Here is a 21,541-nt window from a genome sequence, read left to right on the forward strand (position 1 = left end):
CGACCTCCGTGGCGCTCGACCTGCCCGAGTTCCCCTGGGACGCCCTCGTGCCGTACGCGGCGACGGCTCGGCGCCACCCGGGCGGCCTCGTCGACCTCAGCGTCGGTTCGCCGGTCGACCCGACGCCCGACGTCGTGCGCGAGGCCCTCGCCGTCGCGACCGACGCGCACTCGTACCCGCAGGTGGCCGGCACCCCGGCACTCCGGTCGGCGATCGCCGAGTGGTACGCGCGCCGACGGGGCGTGACGGGCCTCGGCGACGACAACGTCCTGCCGACCATCGGCTCGAAAGAGCTCATCGCGGGCATGGCGCTCTGGCTCGGCATCGGCCCGGGCGACACGGTCGTGTACCCGACGAACGCATACCCGACGTACGCCCTCGGTGCCGCCCTCGTCGGTGCGACCGCGCTCGCGTCCGACGACCCGGCCGAGTGGCCGACCTCGACGAAGCTCGTCTGGCTGAACAGCCCGGGCAACCCCGACGGGGCCGTCCTCGGCGTCGAGGCCCTGCGGGTCGCCGTCGCCCGGGCCCGCGAGCTGGGCGCCGTGATCGCCGGCGACGAGTGCTACGCCGAGCTCGGCTGGTCGGGCGAATGGGCCGACCGGCCGACGCCGTGCATCCTCGACCCGCGGGTGGTCGGCGACGACCTCCGTGACGTCGTCTCGGTCTACTCGCTCAGCAAGCAGTCGAACCTCGCCGGGTACCGCGCGGGCTTCGTGGCCGGCTGCGACCACGTCCTCGGTCAGCTCCTCGCCGTGCGCAAGCACGCCGGCCTCATGCCGCCGGCGCCGGTGCAACAGGCGATGGTGGTCGCCCTGGCCGACGAGGCCCACGTGGTCGAGCAGAAGGCGCGCTACGCGGCCCGCCGAGCGCGCCTCCTGACCGCCCTCGAGGGCGCCGGGTTCCGCGTCGACCGCAGCGAGGCCGGGCTCTACCTCTGGGCCACGCGCGACGAGGACGCCTGGTCGACCGTGGCCTGGCTGGCCGACCGCGGGGTGCTCGTCGCGCCGGGGTCGTTCTACGGGCCGGCGGGCGACCGCCACGTGCGCGTCGCGCTCACGACGACCGACGAGCGCATCGACGCCGCCGTGGGGCGACTCCGCACCTGACCGCTAGGCTGATCGGGTGACTGACACTGCCAACGACGCCCAGAAGGCCACGCTGCAGTTCCCGGGGGGAACAGCCGAGTTCCCGATCGTCGCGAGCACCGAGGGTGCCTCGTCGATCGACATCTCGACGTTCACCAAGCAGACCGGTTACACGACGCTCGACACGGGTTTCGTGAACACCTCCAACGCCCGCAGCACCATCACCTACATCGATGGTGACCAGGGCATCCTGCGCTACCGGGGCTACCCGATCGAACAAGTCGCCGCGAACTCGACCTACCTCGAGACCGCCTGGCTGTTGATCTACGGCGAACTGCCCACACCTGACCAGCTCGCCGACTTCGACGCGCGCATCCGGCGGCACACGCTGCTGCACGAAGACCTGCGCCGCTTCTTCGACGCGCTGCCGCACAACGCGCACCCGATGTCGGTGCTCTCGAGCGCCGTCGGCGCCCTGTCGACGTTCTACGAAGACAGCATGAGTGTGCACGACCCCGAGCAGGTCGAACTGCAGACGGTGCGACTGCTCGCGAAGCTGCCGGTCATCGCGGCGTACGCCCACAAGAAGAGCCTCGGCCAGGCCTTCCTCTACCCCGACAACTCGCTCAGCTTCGTCGACAACTTCCTCAAGCTGAACTTCGGCACGATGGCCGAGCCGTACGAGGTCAACCCCGTGCTCTCGAAGGCCCTCGAGCGCCTCCTGATCTTGCACGAGGACCACGAACAGAACGCCTCGACCTCGACCGTGCGCCTGGTCGGCTCGACGCAGGCCAACATGTTCTCCTCGATCTCCGCCGGCATCAGCGCCCTCTACGGGCCGCTGCACGGCGGGGCCAACGAGGCCGTGCTGAAGATGCTCGCCGAGATCCGCGACAGCGGCCAGGGCGTCGAGCGCTTCGTCGAGCGGGTCAAGAACAAAGAGGCCGGCGTCAAGCTGATGGGGTTCGGCCACCGGGTCTACAAGAACTACGACCCGCGCGCCAAGCTGGTGAAAGAGAGCGCCACCGAGGTGCTCGAGTCGCTCGGCGTGAAAGACGACCTGCTCGACATCGCGATGGAGCTCGAGGGCATCGCCCTGGCCGACGACTACTTCGTCGAGCGCAAGCTCTACCCGAACGTCGACTTCTACACCGGCGTCATCTACAAGGCGATGGGGTTCCCGCCGCGCATGTTCACGGTGCTGTTCGCCATCGGCCGGCTGCCCGGCTGGATCGCCCACTGGCGCGAGATGAACACCGACCCGACCACCAAGATCGGCCGCCCCCAGCAGTTGTACCTGGGCGCCACCGAGCGCGACTGGCCGCAGCGCTAGCCCGCCGGTTCGTCTGGCCAAGACGCCACGAGATGGGCACGACGCCAGGTCTAGGCCTGGTGTCGTGCCCATCTCGTGGTGTTGTGGCCGCGAACTCCGGTCCAGCCGACACGGGCCGCCCCGAGACGGGCAGCGGCCACGCGTGCAGCCGCTACGCGTGCAGCTGCGAGTTGAGCGTGATGCCGTGGCCCTTGCGGGGGAGCACCTCGACGGCGCCGGTCAGCGAGTTGCGGCGGAAGAGCAGGCCCGGCTGGCCCGAGAGCTCGACGGCCTTGACCGTCTGCGGCGAGCCGTCGTTGGTCGGGGTGCCGCCGACGACGACGACCTTGGTGCCGGCCGTGACGTAGAGGCCGGCCTCGACGACCGTGTCGTCGCCGATCGCGATGCCGATGCCGGCGTTCGCCCCGAGCAGGGCGCGGGCGCCGATGGTGACGCGCTGGGTGCCGCCGCCCGACAGGGTGCCCATGATCGAGGCGCCGCCGCCGATGTCGGAGCCGTCGCCCACGACGACGCCCTGCGAGATGCGCCCCTCGACCATCGACGACCCCAGCGTGCCCGCGTTGAAGTTGACGAACCCTTCGTGCATGACCGTGGTGCCCGGGGCGAGGTGTGCGCCGAGACGGACGCGCGAGGCGTCGGCGATGCGGACGCGGTCGGGCGACACGTAGTCGAGCATGCGCGGGAACTTGTCGATGCCGGTCGCGACGATGCCCGCGCGCTGCAGCGACGGACGCAGCCGCGCGAAGTCGTCGGGGTGCACGGGCCCGGCGTTCGTCCACGTGACGATCGGCAGGTGCCCGAAGACGCCGTCGAGGTTGATCGTGTTGGGCTTCACGAGCAGGTGGCTGAGCAGGTGCAGGCGCAGGTACGCGTCGGGGGTGGACGCAGGAGGCGCGCTCAGGTCGATCTCGACGGTCACCGGGACGAGGTCGACGGCACGACGCTCGTCGGGGCCGGCCGCGTCCGCCAGCTCGGCCGGGACGATCGCGGGGTCACGGTCGGCGGGCAGGCTGCCGAGGCGGGGGGAGGGGAACCAGGCGTCGAGGGTGGTGCCGTCGTGCGAGACGGTCGCGAGGCCGTACCCGTAGGCGTGGGTGGGGGCGGTGGCGGTGGCGTCGGAAGTCATGGACCAGAGCGTATCGGCAGCGGCCGACGACCCGGCTCGGAGGCGACCCCTGCCGTCGGCCCGTAAACTCGCCCGCATGGCACCGATCGACCTCTCCGTCTCGCCCGTCGACGTCACGAGGCAGCTCTGCGACATCCGTTCCGAGTCCGGCGACGAGCGCACCATCGCCGACGAGGTCTGGGCCACCCTCGAGGGGTGCGACCACCTCGACCTGTTCCGCGACGGCGACGCGATCGTCGCGCGGACGCAGCTGGGTCGGGCCTCGAGGGTCGTCATCGCCGGTCACGTCGACACGGTGCCGATCAACGACAACGTGCCCACCCGCTACGAGACCGAGGGCGGCGTCGAGTACCTGTGGGGTCGGGGGACCGTCGACATGAAGGCCGGCTGCGCCGTGCACCTGCGCCTCGCGGTCGAGCTGACCGAGCCGAACGTCGACGTGACGTGGGTCTGGTACGACCACGAAGAGGTCTCCGACGCACTGAACGGCCTGGGGCGCCTCGCCCGCCTGCGGCCCGACCTGCTGGCCGGTGACTTCGCCGTGCTGGGCGAACCGAGCAACAGCGGGGTCGAGGGCGGCTGCAACGGCAACCTCCGGGCCGAGATCCGCACCTTCGGCGCCCGCTCCCACAGCGCCCGCTCGTGGGTGGGCGACAACGCCATCCACAAGGCCGCACCCGTCCTCGACGTCCTGGCCGCCTACGAGGCACGCGAGGTCGAGGTCGACGGCCTCGTCTACCGCGAGGGCCTCAACGCCGTGGGCATCACCGGCGGCGTGGCCGGCAACGTCATCCCCGACGAGTGCATGGTGCACGTGAACTACCGCTTCGCGCCGAGCCGCAGCGCCGACGAGGCGGTCGCGCACGTGCGCGAACTCTTCGAGGACTTCGACGTCACGATCGTCGACCTCGCGCCGGGCGCCCGGCCCGGCCTCGACGCGCCCCTGGCACAGCAGTTCTTGCAGGCGGTCGGCGGCGAGGCCAAGCCCAAGTACGGCTGGACGGACGTCGCCCGGTTCTCGGCCCTGGGGGTCCCTGCCGTCAACTACGGCCCCGGCGACCCGATGCTCGCCCACCACGACGACGAGCGGGTGCCCGTGCAGCAGATCCTCGACAACGAGCGCGGACTGCGGGCGTGGCTGACGGCCTGACCGTCGACGAGGTGGGTCGCGCCTCCTCGTCCCCGTCGTCCCGCCGAGACCTGCGGGGCCGGACGCCGCTGTCGTGGCGGCTGATGCTGCGGTACCGCCTGACGCCCTGGTGGGTCAGGGTGCTGATCGTCTTCGCCGTCTCGCGGGTGTTCAGCACGGTCGCCCTGCTGACGTTCGCGGGTGCCCAGCAGGCGAACGCCTGGACGCTCGCGAGCCCCGACTACGGCAGCTTCGCCACCATCTGGGACGGCCACTGGTACTACATCATCGCGGTGGTCGGATACCCGGCCGACCTGCCGGTCACGGCCGACGGCCACGTCGGAGAGAACGCCTGGGCGTTCATGCCGGCCTACCCGTTCGTCGTCCGGGGGCTGATGGCCCTGACGGGTCTGCCCTTCGCCACCCTGGCGGTCGTCGTGTCGGTCGCCTGCGCGGCCGGCACCGCGTTGCTCCTCTACCGTCTGATGCGGCACTCGCTGTCGGAGTCGACCTCGCTCTTCGCCGTCGTGCTGTTCTGCGTCGCTCCGCTCTCACCCCTGCTGCAGCTGGCCTACGCCGAGTCGATGTTCCTGCTGCTGCTGTGCGCGAGCCTCCTGCTGCTCGTCCGGCGGCAGTACCTGGCGATGCTGCCCGTCGTGCTGGTGATGTCGTTCACCCGGCCCGGGGCGCTTCCCCTCGCCCTGGCGATCGGGCTGCACGGGCTGCTGCGCTGGTGGCACCGGTACGACGACCCCTTCCCCACCCGCGAACGCGTGCGGGTGGCCGTCTCGGCCGCAGCCACCGCCCTGTTCGGCGTCGCCTGGCTCGTGGTCGCCGGGGCCGTGACGGGCGTGCCGGGGGCCTACACCGAGACCGAGCTCGCCTGGCGGGCGCCCTACATCGGCTACGGCCCGCTCGTGCCGTTCACCCCGTGGGTCGACGGGGCGAACTGGTGGTTTCCGGGTGGTTCCGGCATCGTCCTGCTCGTGGTCGCCGTGCTCGCCTTCGCCGCCCTGATGCTGTCGCCGTGGGCACGGCGGACGAGCGTCGACCTGCGGCTCTGGGGGGTCGCCTACGCGCTCTACCTGCTCGCCGTGTTCTTCCCGCAGTCCAGCACCTGGCGGCTGTTGATGCCGTTGTTCCCCCTGCTGGGCGTGCTCGCGGTGCCGCGGTCGAAGGTCTACCGGGCCCTGCTCGTGGCGGCCTTCCTGGCGGCCCAGTGGGTGTGGTTGTACTACTGCTGGTGGGTGAACGGGTACGACTGGACGCCGCCGTGATCGACGGTCGGCCACCGTCGTTTAGGTCGGGGGCAAGAAATCACGGATAATAGGACCAGCAACTTGCGAAAGGGGACTATCTGATGGCAGCCATGAAGCCGAGGACCGGCGACGGGCCTATGGAAGCCGTTAAGGAGGGCCGTCTCATCATCGTGCGTGTTCCGCTCGAAGGTGGGGGGCGCCTCGTGGTGTCGGTCAACGACGACGAAGCCAAAGAGTTGCACGACGCCCTCGCCGGCGTCGTGAACGCCTAGTCGGCCGCCTCCTTAACAACCCCGGACGCCCCGCTCGTCGCACCTGCGACGGGCGGGGCGTCCGTGCGTCCGGGCTCGCGCGCTCCGGTCGGGCGGCCGGGTCGCCGAGGGCAGGAGGCGCGGTGCGGCTCGCCCGAGCAGCCTCAGCGCTTGACGAGCGAGAGCAGGCCGTCGCCGGCGGTCGAGAGCGAGCTGATCACCGCCGGTGACGTCGAGACCTCGGTGAGGAGCGTGCGGAACCCGGTCGTCGTGGCGTCGCGGACGGCCGGGTTGGCCACCTTGCCGTGCCAGAGCGCGTGGGCGACGAGCACGAGGCCGCCGGGCCGGGCGAGCCTCAGGCCGTGCTCGACGTACTCGATGACCGACCCGGGGTCGGCGTCCACGAAGACGATGTCGTACGAGTTCTCGTTCATCCGCGGCAGCACGTCGGCAGCCCGTCCGGCGATGAGGCGGAAGCGGGCGGCCGGCACGCCCGCCTGCAGGTAGGCGTCACGAGCGGCCTGCTGGTGCTCGATCTCGCGGTCGATCGTGGTGAGGACGGCTCGGGGTGCACCGGCGAGCAACCAGAGGCCGCTGACGCCCAGGCCCGTGCCGACCTCGATGATCGACGTCGCGTTCGAGGCGGCCGCCACCACGGCCAACTGGGCCCCGACAGCCGGTGAGACGGCCTCGACCCCGACCTCGAGCGAGTGCTGTCGAGCTTCGGCGATGGCGTCGCTCTCGGTGACGAGCTCTTCCGCGAACTTCCAACTTGACTCTATCTGCGACACACCCACTCCTCGAAAGGCCAACTCTAAGGGGTTCCCCGAGTCGGCACCGGTTAGTCTGCATGCGTGTCCATGTTCGGTCTGACGTTCGACAAGCTGCTCATCATCGGTGTGCTCGCGGTCTTCCTGCTCGGTCCCGAACGGCTGCCCGGGTACGCCTCGAAGCTGGCGCAGTTGGTCCGCACGGTGCGCGACATGGCCAACGGGGCCAAGACCCGCATGCGCGACGAGATGGGCCCCGAGTTCGACGACGTCGAGTGGCAGAAGCTCGACCCTCGGCAGTACGACCCGCGCCGCATCATCCGTGACGCGTTGCTCGACGGGCCGGACGACCTGCCGAAGCCCTCGGCGCCCAGCATGGCGACCGCCGGCGCCGCAGCCGCGGCGGTGTCCGCGGGGCTGCCCGGCGGGCGGTCGCCGGGGCAGGTCGTGCCCCTCGCCGTGGGCGAGGTGCCGCCGTACGACTCCGAGGCGACCTGACCCGACTCCGGGGTCGCGCCTCCTCGGCGTCTCCGCCGCCTCCGTGAGGGGTGGCGTCCGGTCAGACGCCGCCGTGGAGGGCCGCGACGCGTGAGGCCTCGGCCCGCAGGGCGTCGACCACGCGGCGGACCGAGGGGCGCTCGGCCCGGTCGCGCCGCAGCAGGGCCGACACCCACCGGACGGCCCGGATGCTCTCGAGGGGGACGAGCACCATGTCGTCGCGGGCGTCCTTGGCCGTGAACCGGGGCAGCACCGCGATGCCGAGACCGGCCCCGACGAGCGACTCCGTGACCTTGGTGTCGCTGAAGCGTTGGGCGACCCGCACCGGGCTGCCGGTCACGCGTTCGATCTCGCGGTAGACCCACTCGAACGGGAAGTCGTGGGGCACGCCGATCCAGTTCTCGCCCTCGAGGTCGCCCGGCGCGAGCGAGGCGCGTCCCGCGAGGCGGTGGTCCGCCGGGAGCGCGATGTCGAGGGGCTCGGTCAGCAGGGGCACGGTGACGAGACCGCGGCCCGGCCAGGGCTTGTCGTCGGACGAGTGCGCGATCACGACGTCGTGGTCGGCGGCCAGTTCGGGGAACTCGCGGATCGACGGGTCGTGGTCGCTCGCGACGACGACGAGACCCGGCGTCTCGGCCACCGTCCGCAGCAGGCCGGGCAGCAGCATCTGCCCGCCGGTGGGGAAGGTCGCGAGCGTGACCTCGCCCTGGGGGGTCGCGACGAAGTCGTCCCAGACGGCCTGTGCCCGCTCGAGGGCCACCGCCACGTCGGTCGCCGTCTGCGCCAGCACGCGACCCGAACCCGTGAGCACGATGCCGCGGCCGACGCGTTCGGTGAGGGCGACCCCGGCCTCGCGTTCGAGCACCTTCAGCTGCTGCGAGACGGCACTCGGGGTGCGGTGGGTGGCGCGCGCGACGGCGGCCACGCTGCCCCGTTCGGCGAGCTCCCTGAGCAGTTCGAGACGCTTGACATCCATGTAGTGAAACTACCCTGTTTCGGTAGAAACGTGAGATTGATCTAACGCTTTTCCGGGCGCATCATTGAAGAGTCCCCGGAGCGCGCCGTAGCGCTCCCGAGCTCCGGTCGACCTGGTCCCGGGCTCGGTGGCGAATCCATCCCACCACGCAGAACCGCGCGTCCACCCGCGCCAGAAAAGAGTGCATCATGCTCACCGGAATCATCGTCCTCGTCATCGCCGCCGTCGTCGGCATCGCCGGCTCGCTCGTCTCGGTCGCCCGTGACGGCTTCCGCGCCATCCCGACCAAGACCTACAACCGCTGGTCGTAGTCGACTCCGCGTCGGTCGGCTCGTCTCCCTCCTGAGCGAGCCCCGTCGCGTGTGCCGCCCCTGTGCTGGGGTGCGGCACGAGCACGTCAGGGCCCTGCGGGCCGGACGCTGTGACGAAAGGGCACCTCGCCGCGCGAGGTGCCCTTTCTGCACGTCCGGGGCCGGAGACCCCGGTCAGGCGGCGACGAGCCGGGTCAGCTGACGCTGAGCCCCAGCTTGCGACCGGCCAGGCCACGGGCTCGCACGGCCAGGCTGCCGGCCAGGGCGTCGATGGCGGCCGCCGCGGGGTCGTCGGGGGACGCGATCACGACGGGCACGCCGTCGTCGCCTCCTTGCCGCAGGCCCAGGCTGAGCGGCACGCTCGCCAGCAGCGGCACCTCGGCCTCTTGCCCGCGAGACAGGCGTCGAGCCGTCTCGGTGCCGCCGCCCGAGCCGAACAGCTCGAGGACGCTGCCGTCCGCCTGTGGCAGACCCGCCATGTTCTCGACGACGCCGAGCAGGCGCTGGCCGGTCTGACGCGCGACGAGGCCGCTGCGTTCGGCGACGTCGGCGGCGGCGGGCTGCGGCGTCGTGACCACGAGCACCTCGGCGTGCGGCAGCAGCTGCCCGACCGAGATGGCGACGTCGCCCGTGCCGGGCGGCAGGTCGAGCAACAGCACGTCGAGATCGCCGAAGTACACGTCGGTCAAGAACTGCTGGATCGTGCGGTGCAGCATCGGCCCCCGCCAGGCGACGGCCGTCGAGGCGTCGTCGACGAACATGCCGATCGAGATCACCTTCACCCCGTGCGCGACCGGCGGCAGGATCATGTCGTCGACCCGGGTCGGCTTGACCGACGCGCCGTCGGGGCCGACGAGGCCGAGCAGCCCGGGGATGCTGAAGCCGTACACGTCGGCGTCGACGATGCCGACCGCCAGGCCGCGTGCGGCGAGGGCGACGGCGAGGTTCGCCGTGACGGTGGACTTGCCGACGCCGCCTTTGCCGCTGGTGACGGCGTAGACCCTGGTCAGCGTCTCGGGGCCGAACTGCATGCCCCGGGCGGCGCGCCCGGCCCGCAGCTTCTCGGTGAGGGCGTGGCGCTCGTCCTTGGTCATGACGGTGACGTCCACGGTCACGTCCGTGACGCCGGGCACCGACGCCGTGGCCTCGCGGACGTCTCGCTCGATCGTGTCGGCGGCGGGGCACCCCACGATCGTGAGCTTGACGCTCACCGTCGCCGCGCCTCCCGGGTCGACCACCACGTCGCCGATCATGTCGAGCTCGGTGACGGGCTTGCGGATCTCGGGGTCGAGCACGCGCCCGAGCGCGCGACGCACGTCGTCGGGCGTCGCCGCGGGTGCTCGGTCGGGCGTGGCGGGCTCAGCCACGGTGGCCGTCGTGCCGCGCGTCACGCCGTGAGGAGGACGAGGAGGAGCGGCTCGGCTCGACCGCGGAGGCCTCGTCGTCGTCACGCCGGTCGAGCTCGTCGAGCAGCGAACGCAACTCGGCCCGGATGAAGTCCTTGCTGGCCATGTCGCGGATCGCGATGCGCAGGGCGACGACCTCGCGGGCGAGGTACTCGGTGTCGGCGAGGTTGCGCTCGGCACGTTGGCGGTCCTGCTCGAACTGCACCCGGTCGCGGTCGTCCTGGCGGTTCTGCGCGAGCAGGATGAGGGGAGCGGCGTACGACGCCTGCAGCGACAGGATGAGCGTGAGCGCGGTGAAGCCGATGGCGGCGCTGTCGAACCGGATGCCCTCGGGGGCGAGGGTGTTGTAGATCATCCAGACGACGCAGAAGAGCGTCAGCGCGATCAAGAAGTACGGCGTGCCCATGCCGCGGGCGATCGACTCGGTGGCACGGCCGAAGCGGTCGCTGCTGACGCGCTTGCGTCCGGGCAGCACCCGGGTGCGCAGGCCCTTGGGGGCGTCGAGGCGGACGTCGTTGCGGTTATCGCGTGCCATCGTCGCTCCTCGTGCTCTGGCCGATCGCGGGGCGGCGGGCCCGGCCACGCGGTCGGGTCGCGGTCAACGGCTGGTCGGGGTCCTGGCTGCGCCAGTCGTCGGGCAGCACGTGGTCGAGCACGTCGTCGATCGTGACCACGCCGACCAGGCGGTGGGCCGAGTCGACCACGGGCACCGAGACGAGGTTGTAGGTGGCCATGACCCGCGTGACCTCGAGGGCCGTCGCGTCGACCCGCACCGGCTCGGTCGTCTGGTCGAGGATCGTGCCGAGGCGTTCGTTGGGCGGGTAGCGGAGCATCCGCTGGAAGTGCACCATGCCGAGGAACCTGCCGGTGGGCGGTTCGTAGGGCGGCAGGACGACGCAGACGGCGGCCCCGAGCGCCGGCGCCAGCTCGTGACGGCGGATCAGGGCGAGCCCCTCGGCCACGGTCGCGTCGGCCGAGACGATGACCGGCTCGGTGGTCATGAGGCCACCGGCGGTGTCGGAGTCGTAGCTGAGCAGCATGCGCACGTCGTCGGCCTCGTCGGGCTCCATCAGCGTCAACAGCTGCTCGGTGCGTTCGTCGGGCAGCTGGGCGATGAGGTCGGCGGCGTCGTCGGGCTGCATCTGGTCGAGGACGCTCGCGGCCCGGTGGTCGTCGAGGCCGGTGAAGATCTCGACCTGTTCGGCCTCGGGCAACTCTTCGAGGACGTCGGCGAGGCGGTCGTCCGACAGCTCGCCGGCGACCTCGAGTCGTCGTTCGGGCGTGAGGTCGAGCAGCGTGTTCGCGAGGTCGGCGGGCACCAGGTCGGAGTACGCGGCGATCAGGTGCTCGGCGCTCTGCGACTCGCCGGGGCCCGACTCCTCGACCACGTCGTCCCACGCGGCGAACGCCGTCGGCGGCTTGACGAACGGCGACGGCGACGTCTTCGGCTTGCGCAGGAAGAGCTGGCCGACCTCCCAGTCGCCCTCGCTGACCTCGTCGATCGCGACGTCCTCGATGGTCGCGTGACCACCGCCGTGCCGGAACGACACCCGGCGGCCGAGAAGGTCGGCGATGACCCTGGTCTCGCCGCCGCGCTGTTCGAAGCGCCGGAGCGTGATGACGCCGTTGGTGATGATCTGGCCCGAGCCGATGCTCGTCACGCGGCCGATGCCGACGAAGACGCGGCGCTTGCCCGGGACCTCGACGACGAGGCCCACCACGCGGGGTGCGCCCGAGCGGCGGTAGACCACGAGCACGTCGCGGACCTTGCCGACCTTGTCGCCTGCGGGGTCGAAGACGGAGCAACCGGCCAGCCGGGCGACGAAGACTCTGGTTGCACTCACGCGTCCAATTTAGTCGCTCGCACCGCCCCCGCCGTCGGGGGCTCGGCGGGGGCACCGTGTTTAATGGCCTGATGACGAACCCGGGCCCCGTGGGGCGACGCCCGCCGCTCGTGCCCACCCTGCCGCGAGGCGACGTCCTCGGCACGTACGACACCTACCCCGAGGCCCAGCGCGTGGTCGACAGGTTGTCGCAGGCCGAGTTCCCGATCAAGCGCCTCGCGATCATCGGCAACGACCTCAAGACGGTCGAGCGCGTCACCGGGCGGCTGAGCTACGGCCGCGCCGCGCTCGCGGGTGCCGTCACGGGCCTGTGGCTCGGCGTCTTCTTCGGGCTCGTCATGCTCGTCTTCGCGACCGAGACCGCCACCGCGGCGACCGTCGGCGCGGCCGCCCTGCTCGGTGCGGGCTTCGGCATGCTCTACGGCATCGTCAGCTTCGCGATCACGCGGCGCCGTCGCGACTTCACCTCGACCCACCAGGTCCTCGCCTCGACCTACCAGATCGTCGTCGACCCCGAGGTGTCCGGGCGTGCGCACGAGATCCTCGCGCGTCCCGAGACCCCGCGCCGCTGACGTACCCTGGTGTCGACATGGCACGCCACGACCCCACCCCGACGGCCACCCGCGCCGAGCGCTTCGCGCGGGGTTGGCTGACCGCCGGGGCGTCCACGGTCGTCGCGGCCTTCTCGCACGTGGCCGGCGGTGGCATGCAGCCGGGCCTGCTCGGCGTCGTGCTCGCCCTCGCCGTGGCCGTGCCGGTCTCGATCGCCCTGGCGGGCGTGCACCTCTCGACCGTGCGGCTCGCGGTCGCGGTCGCCCTCAGCCAGGTCGCCTTCCACCTGCTCTTCTCCCTCGGGGCGTCGGACGCCGGCGGGGCTTCGGCCTCGGGCGGTCACCACACCGCCCTCGTGATCTCGACCGTCGCCGACGGGGCGGCATCCGGTGGTGCCGCGTCGACCATGGTGATGGGCGGGCCCCCGATGTGGCTGGCCCACGCCCTGGCGGCGGTCGTCACGATCGTCGCGCTGCGGCGCGGCGAGGGTGCCGCGTGGGGCCTCGTCCGACTGGCCGTCCGCGGGCTGACCGTGGCGCGCCTCCTGATCGGCGGGCACCGCCCCGTCTCCGTCGTCGTGCGCCGTGCGCCGCGCGCCGCACGCGTCCTGCCGCGCCCGCCGGGCAGGCGGCACCTCACGGCGCTGCCCCGTCGCGGCCCGCCCTGCCCTGCCTGACACCCACCCGTCGACCCTCGTCGACGACCCACCCGTCGAGCGCACGTCGCGCCCTCGGGCCCCTCGTCATGCACCGCAGACCGATCGCCTCCGCGATCTCGAAGGACCAGATCCGTGAACCACCGCACCCGTCCCGCATCCATCACGACCCGCCGACCGCGACCGTCCGCCATCGTCGCCCGCTCGGCCGCCGCCCTCGGTGCGGCCGCCCTGCTCGCGCTCGCCGCGCCCCTCGCGGCGTCGGCCCACGTCCACGTCGAGCCCGGCCAGGCCGACGCCGGCTCGTACGCCACGCTCACCTTCAAGGTGCCGAACGAGTCGGCGACCGCCGGCACCGTCGGCGTCGTCGTCGACCTGCCCACCGACACCCCGTTCACGTCGGTGTCCTACCAGCCGACGCCGGGCTGGACCACCGAGGTCACCACGAGCACGCTGCCCGAGCCGGTCGAGCTCGACGGCACGACGATCACCGAGGCGCCCACCCAGGTGACCTGGACCGCCGAGGGTGACACCCAGATCGCGCCCGGGCAGTTCCAGCAGTTCGTCGTCTCGGCCGGTGCCGTGCCCGACACCGGGTCGATCGCCCTGCCGACCCACCAGCGCTACTCGGACGGCACGGTCGTCGACTGGGCCGACGCCACGCCGGACTCGGGTGAGGAGCCCGAGCACCCGGCGCCCACGCTCTACGTGAACGACGCGCCGCCGACGGACGACCACGCCGGTCACTCCTCGGACGACGACGACGCGACGACGGCCGGGGTCAGCACCTCGGGCGACTCGGCGTCGGGCTCCGGCGACGGCACGGTCGGCCCGCTCTCGATCGGGCTCGGCATCGGTGGTCTCGCCCTCGGCGCCCTCGCACTCGTGGTCTCGGTCGTGGCGTTGACCCGTCGGCCCCGGGCCACGGCGTCCGGTGCCGCGGGCCGTGGCGGGGTGGACGCGTGACGGCCGCGCGCCGGCGGGCACCGCGCCTCCTGGCCGGTCTCGCCGTCGTCGGGCTCGGTGCCGCGACGGCGGCGCTCGCCCTGGCCCCCGCGGGGTCGGCCTCGGCACACGACTACGTGGTCAGCAGCAGCCCCGCCGCCGGGTCGACCGTCGACGCGGCGCCCACGACGGCCTCGATCACCTTCAACGACGTGGTCCTCGACCTCTCGGGCACCGGCAGCTCGAACGTGCTCGAGGTGACCGACGCGTCGGGCCTGCACTACGAGGACGGCTGCTCGACCACGTCGGGTCCGACCCTGACGACCGGGGTCGCACTCGGTGCCGCCGGCGACTACACGATGACCTACCAGGCGGTCTCGGCCGACGGTCACACCGTGTCGGACGCCGTCCCGTTCACCTACGCCCCCGCAGCCGGCACGGCCGAGGCGGCCGGTTCGCCGACCCGCCCCGAGTGCGACGGCACGGCAGGCTCAGGAGGCGCGGGTGGCGCCACCGAGGCGCCCACCGGTGACGCGACCGACGCGGCCTCGCCGTCGGCGTCGCCCGAGCCCGAGATGACGACCCTGGCCACCCCGGGTGACGCCTCGGGGTCGACGTCCGCCGCCGCGCCCGAGTCGGGCTCGGTCAACGCCGGTCTCGTCGTCGGCATCGCCGTCGCCATCGTGGTGCTGGCCGCGGCCGGCGTCGCCGTCGCGATCGTCACGGGTCGCCGACGGGACGGCTCACCCGCCGAGGACGACCACGACGCGGACGACGCGTCGGGGTCTGGCGGCTCGACCGGCGGACGGTGACGTCGATCGGCTGATCTCGTCCGAGAGAGACCGAGGGCCCCGGGTGCGACGCACCCGGGGCCCTCGCTCGTGGGCGGCTCAGTCGCGCGAGATCCACGCCTCGACGTCGGCGACCGAGCGGGGGATGCCGACCGAGAGGTTCTCGGCCCCGTCGGCGGTGACCAGGATGTCGTCCTCGATGCGGACGCCGATGCCGCGGAACTCCTCCGGCACGGTGAGGTCGTCGGGCTGGAAGTACAGTCCGGGCTCGATCGTGAACACCATGCCGGGCTCGAGCACCCCGTCGAGGTAGAGGTCACGGCGGGCCGCGGCGCAGTCGTGCACGTCGATGCCGAGGTGGTGGCTCGTGCCGTGCACCATGTAGCGGCGGTGGTACTGGTGGTCGGGCTGCAGGGACTCGTCGGCCGTCACCGGCAGGAAGCCCCACTCGGCCGTGCGTTCGGCGATGACCTTCATGGCCGTCGCGTGGATCTCACGGAAGGCGATGCCCGGACGCACGATGGCGAACGCGGCGTCGGCCGCCTCGAGCACGGCCTCGTAGACGAGGCGCTGCACGTCGGTGAACCGGCCGGAGACGGGCAGCGTCCGGGTGATGTCGGCGGTGTAGAGGCTGTCGAGCTCGATGCCGGCGTCGATCAGGATGAGGTCGCCGTCACGCACGACGCCGTCGTTGCGCGTCCAGTGCAGGACGCACGCGTGGTCACCCGAGGCGGCGATCGTGTCGTAGCCGACGGTGTTGCCGTCGGCCCGGGCTCGGCGGTTGAAGGTGCCCTCGACGAGGCGTTCGCCGCGCGGGTGCGCGACGATGTCGTCGAAGTCGGCGATCACGTCGGTGAAGCCCTTGCCGGTGACCGTGACGGCCTCGCGCATCTGCGCGACCTCGTAGGCGTCCTTGACGAGTCGGAGCTCGCTGAGGTCGCGGGCCAGGTCGGCCGAGGTCGCCCGCGCCGGCGAGCCGTCGGCGTCGAGCGCGTCGGCGGTGCCGGGCGCGTCGGCGCCGGTGGACGCCGCGGCGGGGGACTGTTCGGTGGCGGCCTCGACCACGGCGTCGAGACGGCGGGTCAGGTCGGGGTCGGCCTCACGGACGACGAGGGTCGCCGCGTCGGTCGTGCTCACGACGGCCTCGAAGTCGGCGAGGTCACGGGTCGCCAGGCCCAGGTCGGCGGCGACCTGGGCGAGCGAGGGGCGAGGGCCGATCCAGAACTCGCCGATCTCGGGGTTGGCGTAGAACTCGTCCGAGTCGCGGCCGGCGCTCGCCCGGAGGTACAGCGTGGCGTCGTGACCGTCGTCGGTGGGCTCGAGCACGAGCACCGAGCCGGGCACCGTGTCGGAGCCCCAGCCGGTCAGGTGCGAGAAGGCCGAGTGCGCCCGGAAGGGGTAGTCGCAGTCGTTCGAGCGGACCTTCGCCGAGCCGGCCGGGACGACGAGACGGGTGCCGGGGTGCAGCGCCGACAGGCGGGCACGGCGGTCGGCGGCGAAGGGCGCCTGTTGGCGCGGCTCGGGCAGCGAGTCGGGACGATCGGCCCACTGCGACGAGATGTAGTCCTTGAACGTGTCCGACCCGGGGGTGGTGGAGCGGTTGGTGGTCGCGCGCGGCGCCTTCTGATCTGCCATGCCTCCATTGTCCCGCCAAACGGGCGGGACGCCCAGCCGGAGCGTCAGGCCCCGGTGCGTCAGGCCCCGGTGCGGCTGAGCTGCGCGACGACGGGCCGGTGGTCGCTGCCGGCGTCGTCGAGGTCGGTCACCACGCGGAACCCGGTGGTCAGCCACTGGTCGGTGGCCATGACGTGGTCGATCGGTGCGCCGAGCAGCGGGGGCACGTCGGTCGGCCAGGTGCCGACCCCGGCGTTGGCCGTCGCCGCGGCGGCGTCGCGGCAGGCGCCGAGGTCGCCGCCGTCGGAGCCGAGGCCGGCGAGGTGGTCGAGCGTCGCGTTGAAGTCGCCGGCCATGATGACGTCGCCCGAGCGGCAGACGTCGGCCAGGTAGCCGAGCCCGGCGCGCCACTGGCCCATGTGGTCGGGGGTGGGCGACACGGGGTGGGCGGCGACGATCGTCGGCCCGTCACCCGAGACGGGCGTCGCGACCACCGTCGGCAGCACCGGGGTCGTCCGGGCGTCGGTCACGCCATCGCCGCCGATCTCGACCTGGTAGTCGCCGAGCGCGGCGCTGATGAGCAGGGTCGTCGACCGGCCGCTCGCGATCTCGTCGTACGCGACCGTGTGGACCCACATCGGCTTGCCGGCCGCACCCATCGCCTCGGCCACGGCGACGCCGACCTCTTGCCGGGTCTCGGGCAGGGCGATGACGTCCGCGCCGACCTCGGTCGCGAGGGCGACGACGGCGTCGGCGCCGGTGGCCGCGCCGAGGGTGTTCCACGACAGGACCGTGACGTCGGTGGGGGTCTTCTCGACGAAGTCGCTGCGGCCGAGCCCCCGTGCCGTCACGACACCCGCCGAGAGGGCGCCGAAGACGAGCAGGAGCACGGCCGCACTGGCCGTCAGCGACCGGATCGGGCGGGCGACGAGTCCGAGCACGAGCAGCAGGACCATCAGGACGACGGCCACGGCGGCGGCCACGAGTCGGAACGACACCACCTGGCTGACCGGCATCGTGCGCTGCAGCCCGACGGCCTGGGGCCAGAGGGCGACCAGGAGCGCGGCCGCGACGGAGAGGACGATGACGAGGGCGACGAGACGACGGATCATGGCCCTAGGAGCCTAAGGGACGGCGGGTCGGCGGTCTGTCACCGCACGGACGGCTCGGATGCGCGCCGCCTACGATGGGAGGATGCCCACGCGCCTGGTCGACCTGCACACTCATTCGAGCGTGTCGGACGGCACCGAGACCCCGGCCGACCTCGTCGCCTCGGCGGTGCGGGCGGGCCTCGACACGGTGGCCCTGACCGACCACGACAGCACGGCCGGCTGGGCCGAGGCGTCGGCGGCCGTCGTCGGCACGGGCCTCACCCTCGTGCCCGGCATGGAGCTGAGCACCCGCCTCGGGCTGAACAGTGTGCACATGCTCGGCTACCTCTTCGACCCGGCACACCCGGGCCTCGTGGCCGAGACGGCCCGCCTCCGCGACAGCCGGCTGCATCGGGCCGAGCGCATCGTCGAGCGCATCGCCGTCGACTACGACCTCACCTGGGGCGACGTGCTCGCCCAGGCCAGCTCGGGCGCGACCCTCGGCAGACCGCACATCGCCGACGCCCTCGTCGCCAAGGGGTACGCACCCGATCGCAGCGCCGCCTTCGCGGGCATCCTGCACTGGCGGTCCGGGTACTACGAGCCGCACGAGGCACCCAGCCCGTTGATCGGCGTCCGGTTGATCCGCGAGGCCGGGGGAGTCCCCGTCATCGCGCACCCGGCGACGCGGGGACGCGAGCCCAACGTGTCGAGCGAGGGCTTCGAGGCCCTCGTCGACGCCGGCCTGCTCGGCGTCGAGGTCGACCACCGCGAGAACACCACCGCGGGCCGGTCTCGCCTGCTCGAACTCGCCCGGCAGCACGACCTCATCGTGACCGGGTCGAGCGACTACCACGGCGACGGCAAGCCGAACCGGTTGGGCGAGAACGCCACCGCCCCCGAGCAACTCGACCGGATCGTCGACGCGGCGACCGGGTGGGTGCCCGTCCGCGGCTGAGGCGACCGGCGCCTCCTCGGCCCGTGGCGTGACGCACGAGACCCCCTCGACGCGGACGTCGAGGGGGTCTCGTAGTGACCGGGGCTCAGCCCTGGGGCTGCGACGACGAGTCGCCCGCCGGGCGGCGGCGACGGTTGCGGCTGCGCTTGCGCGGTGCCTCACCCGTGCCGTCGGCCGAAGGAGCCGTCGCCTCGGACGGCTGCGAGGCGCCGCGACCCGTGGCCGACGGTTCGCCCGAGGTGCGGACCGGGGCGTCGCCGCGACCGCGGCCACGACCCCTGTCTCGGTCGCCCTGGGGGCCGCCGGTGCGCTCGCGTGAGCCGGTCGAACCGGCCTTGACCGCCGACAGCGAGGTCGCGCGCAGGCGCCCCTTGGTGCCGACGGGGATGTCGAGGTCGGCGAAGAGGTGCGGGCTCGACGAGTAGGTCTCGACCGGCTCGGGCTGACCCATGTCGAGAGCGCGGTTGATCAGGGCCCACTTATGCAGGTCGTCCCAGTCGACGAAGGTCACCGCGATGCCGGTCTTGCCCGCGCGGCCGGTGCGGCCGGCACGGTGCAGGTAGGTGTCGTGGTCGTCGGGCACGGTGTGGTTGATCACGTGCGTGACGTCGTTCACGTCGATGCCTCGGGCCGCGACGTCGGTCGCGATGAGGATGTCTTTCTTGCCCGCCTTGAAGGCGGCCATCGCGCGCTCGCGCTGCTCTTGGTTCAGGTCGCCGTGCACGGCCGCGGCGTTGAAGCCGCGATCGTTCAGCTCTTCGACGAGCTTGGCGGCGGCACGCTTGGTGCGCGTGAAGACGACGGTCTTGCCGCGGCCTTCGGCCTGCAGGATGCGGGCGATCACTTCGTCTTTGTCGAGCGAGTGCGCCCGGTAGACGACGTGCTTGATGTTCGCCTGGGTCAGGCCCTCGTCGGGGTCGGTCGCCCGGATGTGGATCGGCTTCGACATGAACCGACGCGCCAGCGCCACGATCGGGCCGGGCATCGTCGCCGAGAACAGCATGGTGTGACGCGTGGCCGGCACCTGCTGGAAGATCTTCTCGATGTCGCTCAAGAAGCCCAGGTCGAGCATCTTGTCGGCCTCGTCGAGGACGACCTCTTGCACCTCTTTGAGGTTCAGGAGGCGCTGTCCGGCCAGGTCGAGGAGGCGCCCGGGGGTGCCGACCACGATCTGAGCGCCGGCCTTGAGCTGTTCGACCTGGCCCTCGTAGGCCTTGCCGCCGTAGATGCTGACGATCTTCGTCGCACGGTTCGACGTGGCGAGCTCGAGGTCGTCGGCCACCTGGACGCAGAGCTCACGGGTGGGGACGACGACGAGCACCTTGACGCCGGGGGCCGGGTCGAGGCCGATGCGCTGGATGATCGGGAGGCCGAAGCCGAAAGTCTTGCCGGTGCCCGTCTTGGCCTGGCCGATGATGTCTTGGCCGGCGAGGGCGAGGGGGATGGTCTGGGTCTGGATGGGGAAAGGTTCGAGGATCCCCTTCGACGCCAGAGCGTCGACCATGTCGGGGTCGATCGCGAGGTCAGTGAATGTCAAAGTGTTGCCCTGTCTCATATAGGGGGATGCGAGGAGTTTAGCCCGTCGCGACGGGCGGCCTCTCGGACCCCGTAAGATGTGGGCGTGGTGTCCTGGCCCGGTCGAGGTGCGAAGCGCGGCGTCCCGTCCCTGCAGTGGCCGCGGCCCGCCGCGAAGCCGACCCCCGTGGCCCGTGTCGAACTCGACCGGTTCACCCCCGACCTCCTGGTCTTCCTGGGCCACGCGGCCTACCTCGAACTCGCCTTGTTCGAGACCCTCGGGCGGTCGTCGGCGTTCGCCCCCGACGTGCGGGCCAAAGAGACCACCGGCCGCATCGCCGAGACCACGCTGGCCCGACACCGCGGGCTCGTCGCCGAGATCGAACGGTCGGGCCACGACGCCACCGAGTCGATGGAGCCCCACATCGCCGCGATCGACGAGTTCCGGGCCCGCACCGAGGGCACGGACTGGTACGAGGCGATGGTGGCCGACTACGTCGCGGCCGGCCTGCTCAACGACGTCTTCGTGCGGTTGGCGGCAGGGCTCTCGGCCGACCACCACAAACGCATCGTCTCGGTGCTCGAGGCCCACGACGACGCGCCCCTTGTGGTGCGAGAACTGTCGGCGGCCATCGAGGCCGACCCGCGCCTCGCCTCGCGACTGGCCCTCTGGGGTCGACGCCTGGTGGGCGACACGCTCCTCGTCGCCCGGGCCGCCGTGGCCGCGTCGCACGTCTCGGCCGACGACGAACGGCTCGAACCGGTCTTCACCGAGCTGATCGCCGCCCACACGCGTCGGATGGACGCCCTCGGCCTGACGGCCTGACGGCCCGAGGAGGCGCGGGTCAGGTCGTCGCGCGGAGCAACCGGGCGAACTGCTCGGTGTCGCGAGCACGGCGGCGCACCGCCGCGACCCGGCAGGCGACGATCGCCGCGACGCCGGGCAGCACGAGGCCGACGACCCAGATCCAGCCGCCGTCGGCGGGCCAGCCGGCCCAGGTGAGGGCCTCCCAGACGACCGCCGCCACGACGGCGCCGACGGCCGGGGCGAGCAGGACGCCGCGCGTGTCGGCGGCGGGCAGCGCGTAGTGGAAGACGAACCCGAGCAGCACGCCCCCGAGGACGATGAAGAGGAGTTCCACGATCAGCTCACGAAGCCGACCTTGCGGCTCTCTTCACTGCCGATCTCGACGTAGGCGAGCGACGCCGTGGGCACGACGTAGGTCTTGCCCTTCGAGTCGGCGAGGGTGACGAACGACTTGCCGCCGTCGAGGGCGTCGCCGACGACCTTCTCGACCTCGGCCGCGGTCTGCGACGTCTCGAAGCTGATCTCACGGGGGCTGTTGGTGATGCCGATGCGAATGTCCACGACGTAAAGGTATCCGACCGGCCGGTCCCTCCGTCCGCGCGTTCACTGACGGCGCACAAC

The 21,541-nt window shown here is 72.2% G+C and carries 24 protein-coding genes; 13 read left to right on the top strand and 11 right to left on the bottom strand.

Translation table 11 applies throughout. The features are described from left to right. The first annotated feature begins 8 nt into the window (after window positions 1–8). The gene (dapC, locus tag ITJ55_RS10690) at window positions 9–1,109 is read left to right on the top strand and encodes a succinyldiaminopimelate transaminase (RefSeq protein WP_194595328.1); all 1,101 of its coding nucleotides are present in this window, start codon (window positions 9–11) and stop codon (window positions 1,107–1,109) included. Between the two features lie 16 nt (window positions 1,110–1,125). Next, the gene (locus tag ITJ55_RS10695; RefSeq protein ID WP_082486828.1) at window positions 1,126–2,421 is read left to right on the top strand and encodes a citrate synthase; all 1,296 of its coding nucleotides are present in this window, start codon (window positions 1,126–1,128) and stop codon (window positions 2,419–2,421) included. A gap of 151 nt (window positions 2,422–2,572) precedes the next feature. Here the strand turns inward: ITJ55_RS10695 and dapD are convergent, their stop codons facing one another. After that, on the bottom strand, window positions 2,573–3,547 hold the full coding sequence (dapD, locus tag ITJ55_RS10700) for a 2,3,4,5-tetrahydropyridine-2,6-dicarboxylate N-succinyltransferase (protein WP_194595329.1): 975 nt from the start codon (window positions 3,545–3,547) through the stop codon (window positions 2,573–2,575). A 76-nt stretch (window positions 3,548–3,623) separates the two neighbouring features. Between dapD and dapE the strand changes: the two genes are divergently transcribed. From dapE to ITJ55_RS10715, 3 genes are all read left to right on the top strand, one after another. Then, a complete protein-coding gene (gene dapE, locus ITJ55_RS10705; protein WP_194595330.1) occupies window positions 3,624–4,697 on the top strand; it encodes a succinyl-diaminopimelate desuccinylase in 1,074 nt (357 codons plus the stop codon). Continuing rightward, window positions 4,682–5,953, top strand: coding sequence for a hypothetical protein (locus ITJ55_RS10710; RefSeq protein ID WP_370544123.1), 1,272 nt, complete (start codon window positions 4,682–4,684; stop codon window positions 5,951–5,953). The genes dapE and ITJ55_RS10710 overlap by 16 nt, the downstream gene beginning before the upstream one ends. Before the next feature lie 83 nt (window positions 5,954–6,036). Further along, window positions 6,037–6,207 carry a DUF3117 domain-containing protein gene (locus tag ITJ55_RS10715; RefSeq protein WP_082486829.1) on the top strand — a complete coding sequence of 57 codons (171 nt, stop codon included), beginning with the start codon at window positions 6,037–6,039 and terminating at the stop codon, window positions 6,205–6,207. A 143-nt stretch (window positions 6,208–6,350) separates the two neighbouring features. On the opposite strand, the gene ITJ55_RS10720 is transcribed toward ITJ55_RS10715, so the two are convergent. Then, window positions 6,351–6,977, bottom strand: coding sequence for an O-methyltransferase (locus tag ITJ55_RS10720; protein ID WP_194595331.1), 627 nt, complete (start codon window positions 6,975–6,977; stop codon window positions 6,351–6,353). Between the two features lie 69 nt (window positions 6,978–7,046). Here ITJ55_RS10720 and ITJ55_RS10725 point away from each other — a divergent pair, with 69 nt between their 5' ends. Then, window positions 7,047–7,454 carry a Sec-independent protein translocase TatB gene (locus tag ITJ55_RS10725; protein WP_194595625.1) on the top strand — a complete coding sequence of 136 codons (408 nt, stop codon included), beginning with the start codon at window positions 7,047–7,049 and terminating at the stop codon, window positions 7,452–7,454. Between the two features lie 61 nt (window positions 7,455–7,515). On the opposite strand, the gene ITJ55_RS10730 is transcribed toward ITJ55_RS10725, so the two are convergent. Continuing rightward, window positions 7,516–8,430 (bottom strand): LysR family transcriptional regulator, encoded by a 915-nt coding sequence (locus ITJ55_RS10730; protein WP_056262232.1) that lies wholly within the window; start codon window positions 8,428–8,430, stop codon window positions 7,516–7,518. Window positions 8,431–8,618: 188 nt separating this feature from the next. On the opposite strand from ITJ55_RS10730, the gene ITJ55_RS16295 reads away from it, so the two are divergent. Beyond that, the gene (locus tag ITJ55_RS16295; RefSeq protein ID WP_255349746.1) at window positions 8,619–8,741 is read left to right on the top strand and encodes a hypothetical protein; all 123 of its coding nucleotides are present in this window, start codon (window positions 8,619–8,621) and stop codon (window positions 8,739–8,741) included. 194 nt (window positions 8,742–8,935) lie between these two features. Here the strand turns inward: ITJ55_RS16295 and ITJ55_RS10735 are convergent, their stop codons facing one another. From ITJ55_RS10735 to ITJ55_RS10745, 3 genes are read right to left on the bottom strand one after another with little or no spacing between them, the layout of a single operon-like run. Beyond that, window positions 8,936–10,108 (bottom strand): Mrp/NBP35 family ATP-binding protein, encoded by a 1,173-nt coding sequence (locus ITJ55_RS10735; protein WP_370544124.1) that lies wholly within the window; start codon window positions 10,106–10,108, stop codon window positions 8,936–8,938. Then, entirely contained in the window at window positions 10,101–10,682 is a 582-nt protein-coding gene (locus tag ITJ55_RS10740; protein WP_194595332.1) for a DUF1003 domain-containing protein, read from the bottom strand. The genes ITJ55_RS10735 and ITJ55_RS10740 overlap by 8 nt, the downstream gene beginning before the upstream one ends. Then, window positions 10,669–11,991, bottom strand: coding sequence for a magnesium transporter MgtE N-terminal domain-containing protein (locus ITJ55_RS10745; protein WP_194595333.1), 1,323 nt, complete (start codon window positions 11,989–11,991; stop codon window positions 10,669–10,671). Before ITJ55_RS10745 ends, ITJ55_RS10740 begins: the two co-directional genes overlap by 14 nt. A 71-nt stretch (window positions 11,992–12,062) precedes the next feature. Between ITJ55_RS10745 and ITJ55_RS10750 the strand changes: the two genes are divergently transcribed. The 4 genes from ITJ55_RS10750 (at window position 12,063) to ITJ55_RS10765 (ending at window position 14,955) form a co-directional block, all read left to right on the top strand. Beyond that, complete coding sequence (locus ITJ55_RS10750; RefSeq protein ID WP_194595334.1) at window positions 12,063–12,563, top strand: general stress protein; 501 nt, start codon at window positions 12,063–12,065, stop codon at window positions 12,561–12,563. Window positions 12,564–12,580: 17 nt separating this feature from the next. Beyond that, window positions 12,581–13,219 carry a hypothetical protein gene (locus ITJ55_RS10755; protein ID WP_194595335.1) on the top strand — a complete coding sequence of 213 codons (639 nt, stop codon included), beginning with the start codon at window positions 12,581–12,583 and terminating at the stop codon, window positions 13,217–13,219. A gap of 114 nt (window positions 13,220–13,333) precedes the next feature. Continuing rightward, window positions 13,334–14,164, top strand: coding sequence for a YcnI family protein (locus ITJ55_RS10760; protein ID WP_370544125.1), 831 nt, complete (start codon window positions 13,334–13,336; stop codon window positions 14,162–14,164). Next, window positions 14,161–14,955: a copper resistance protein CopC gene (locus tag ITJ55_RS10765; RefSeq protein WP_370544126.1), complete on the top strand. Its 795-nt coding sequence runs from the start codon at window positions 14,161–14,163 to the stop codon at window positions 14,953–14,955. Before ITJ55_RS10760 ends, ITJ55_RS10765 begins: the two co-directional genes overlap by 4 nt. A gap of 78 nt (window positions 14,956–15,033) precedes the next feature. Here ITJ55_RS10765 and ITJ55_RS10770 read toward each other — a convergent pair whose 3' ends face one another. Further along, complete coding sequence (locus ITJ55_RS10770) at window positions 15,034–16,569, bottom strand: aminopeptidase P family protein (RefSeq protein ID WP_194595336.1); 1,536 nt, start codon at window positions 16,567–16,569, stop codon at window positions 15,034–15,036. Between the two features lie 59 nt (window positions 16,570–16,628). Continuing rightward, the gene (locus ITJ55_RS10775; protein WP_194595337.1) at window positions 16,629–17,660 is read right to left on the bottom strand and encodes an endonuclease/exonuclease/phosphatase family protein; all 1,032 of its coding nucleotides are present in this window, start codon (window positions 17,658–17,660) and stop codon (window positions 16,629–16,631) included. Between the two features lie 82 nt (window positions 17,661–17,742). Here ITJ55_RS10775 and ITJ55_RS10780 point away from each other — a divergent pair, with 82 nt between their 5' ends. Further along, on the top strand, window positions 17,743–18,597 hold the full coding sequence (locus ITJ55_RS10780; protein WP_194595338.1) for a PHP domain-containing protein: 855 nt from the start codon (window positions 17,743–17,745) through the stop codon (window positions 18,595–18,597). Between the two features lie 85 nt (window positions 18,598–18,682). Here the strand turns inward: ITJ55_RS10780 and ITJ55_RS10785 are convergent, their stop codons facing one another. Then, on the bottom strand, window positions 18,683–20,134 hold the full coding sequence (locus ITJ55_RS10785; RefSeq protein ID WP_194595339.1) for a DEAD/DEAH box helicase: 1,452 nt from the start codon (window positions 20,132–20,134) through the stop codon (window positions 18,683–18,685). Window positions 20,135–20,218: 84 nt separating this feature from the next. Between ITJ55_RS10785 and ITJ55_RS10790 the strand changes: the two genes are divergently transcribed. Further along, window positions 20,219–20,938, top strand: coding sequence for a ferritin-like fold-containing protein (locus tag ITJ55_RS10790; RefSeq protein ID WP_370544127.1), 720 nt, complete (start codon window positions 20,219–20,221; stop codon window positions 20,936–20,938). Window positions 20,939–20,957: 19 nt separating this feature from the next. Here ITJ55_RS10790 and ITJ55_RS10795 read toward each other — a convergent pair whose 3' ends face one another. Together ITJ55_RS10795 and ITJ55_RS10800 are read right to left on the bottom strand one after the other, a co-directional pair. After that, a complete protein-coding gene (locus ITJ55_RS10795) occupies window positions 20,958–21,254 on the bottom strand; it encodes a hypothetical protein (RefSeq protein ID WP_194595340.1) in 297 nt (98 codons plus the stop codon). A 2-nt stretch (window positions 21,255–21,256) separates the two neighbouring features. Then, entirely contained in the window at window positions 21,257–21,481 is a 225-nt protein-coding gene (locus tag ITJ55_RS10800; RefSeq protein ID WP_194595341.1) for a DUF3107 domain-containing protein, read from the bottom strand. Window positions 21,482–21,541 lie beyond the last annotated feature (60 nt).

Origin of the sequence: Frigoribacterium sp. VKM Ac-1396 (assembly GCF_015350895.1) — a bacterium.
In the GTDB taxonomy this organism is placed as follows: Bacteria; Actinomycetota; Actinomycetes; order Actinomycetales; family Microbacteriaceae; genus Frigoribacterium.

Bases quoted from the DNA above. Each gene is read 5' to 3' on its own strand.
- ITJ55_RS10755 (WP_194595335.1), top strand. From the start codon at position 12,581: ATGGCACGCCACGACCCCACCCCGACGGCCACCCGCGCCGAGCGCTTC.
- ITJ55_RS16295 (WP_255349746.1), top strand. From the start codon at position 8,619: ATGCTCACCGGAATCATCGTCCTCGTCATCGCCGCCGTCGTCGGCATC.
- ITJ55_RS10715 (WP_082486829.1), top strand. From the start codon at position 6,037: ATGGCAGCCATGAAGCCGAGGACCGGCGACGGGCCTATGGAAGCCGTT.
- ITJ55_RS10725 (WP_194595625.1), top strand. From the start codon at position 7,047: ATGTTCGGTCTGACGTTCGACAAGCTGCTCATCATCGGTGTGCTCGCG.
- ITJ55_RS10730 (WP_056262232.1), bottom strand. From the start codon at position 8,430: ATGGATGTCAAGCGTCTCGAACTGCTCAGGGAGCTCGCCGAACGGGGC.
- ITJ55_RS10740 (WP_194595332.1), bottom strand. From the start codon at position 10,682: ATGGCACGCGATAACCGCAACGACGTCCGCCTCGACGCCCCCAAGGGC.
- ITJ55_RS10775 (WP_194595337.1), bottom strand. From the start codon at position 17,660: ATGATCCGTCGTCTCGTCGCCCTCGTCATCGTCCTCTCCGTCGCGGCC.
- ITJ55_RS10750 (WP_194595334.1), top strand. From the start codon at position 12,063: ATGACGAACCCGGGCCCCGTGGGGCGACGCCCGCCGCTCGTGCCCACC.
- dapE (WP_194595330.1), top strand. From the start codon at position 3,624: ATGGCACCGATCGACCTCTCCGTCTCGCCCGTCGACGTCACGAGGCAG.
- ITJ55_RS10770 (WP_194595336.1), bottom strand. From the start codon at position 16,569: ATGGCAGATCAGAAGGCGCCGCGCGCGACCACCAACCGCTCCACCACC.
- dapD (WP_194595329.1), bottom strand. From the start codon at position 3,547: ATGACTTCCGACGCCACCGCCACCGCCCCCACCCACGCCTACGGGTAC.
- ITJ55_RS10780 (WP_194595338.1), top strand. From the start codon at position 17,743: ATGCCCACGCGCCTGGTCGACCTGCACACTCATTCGAGCGTGTCGGAC.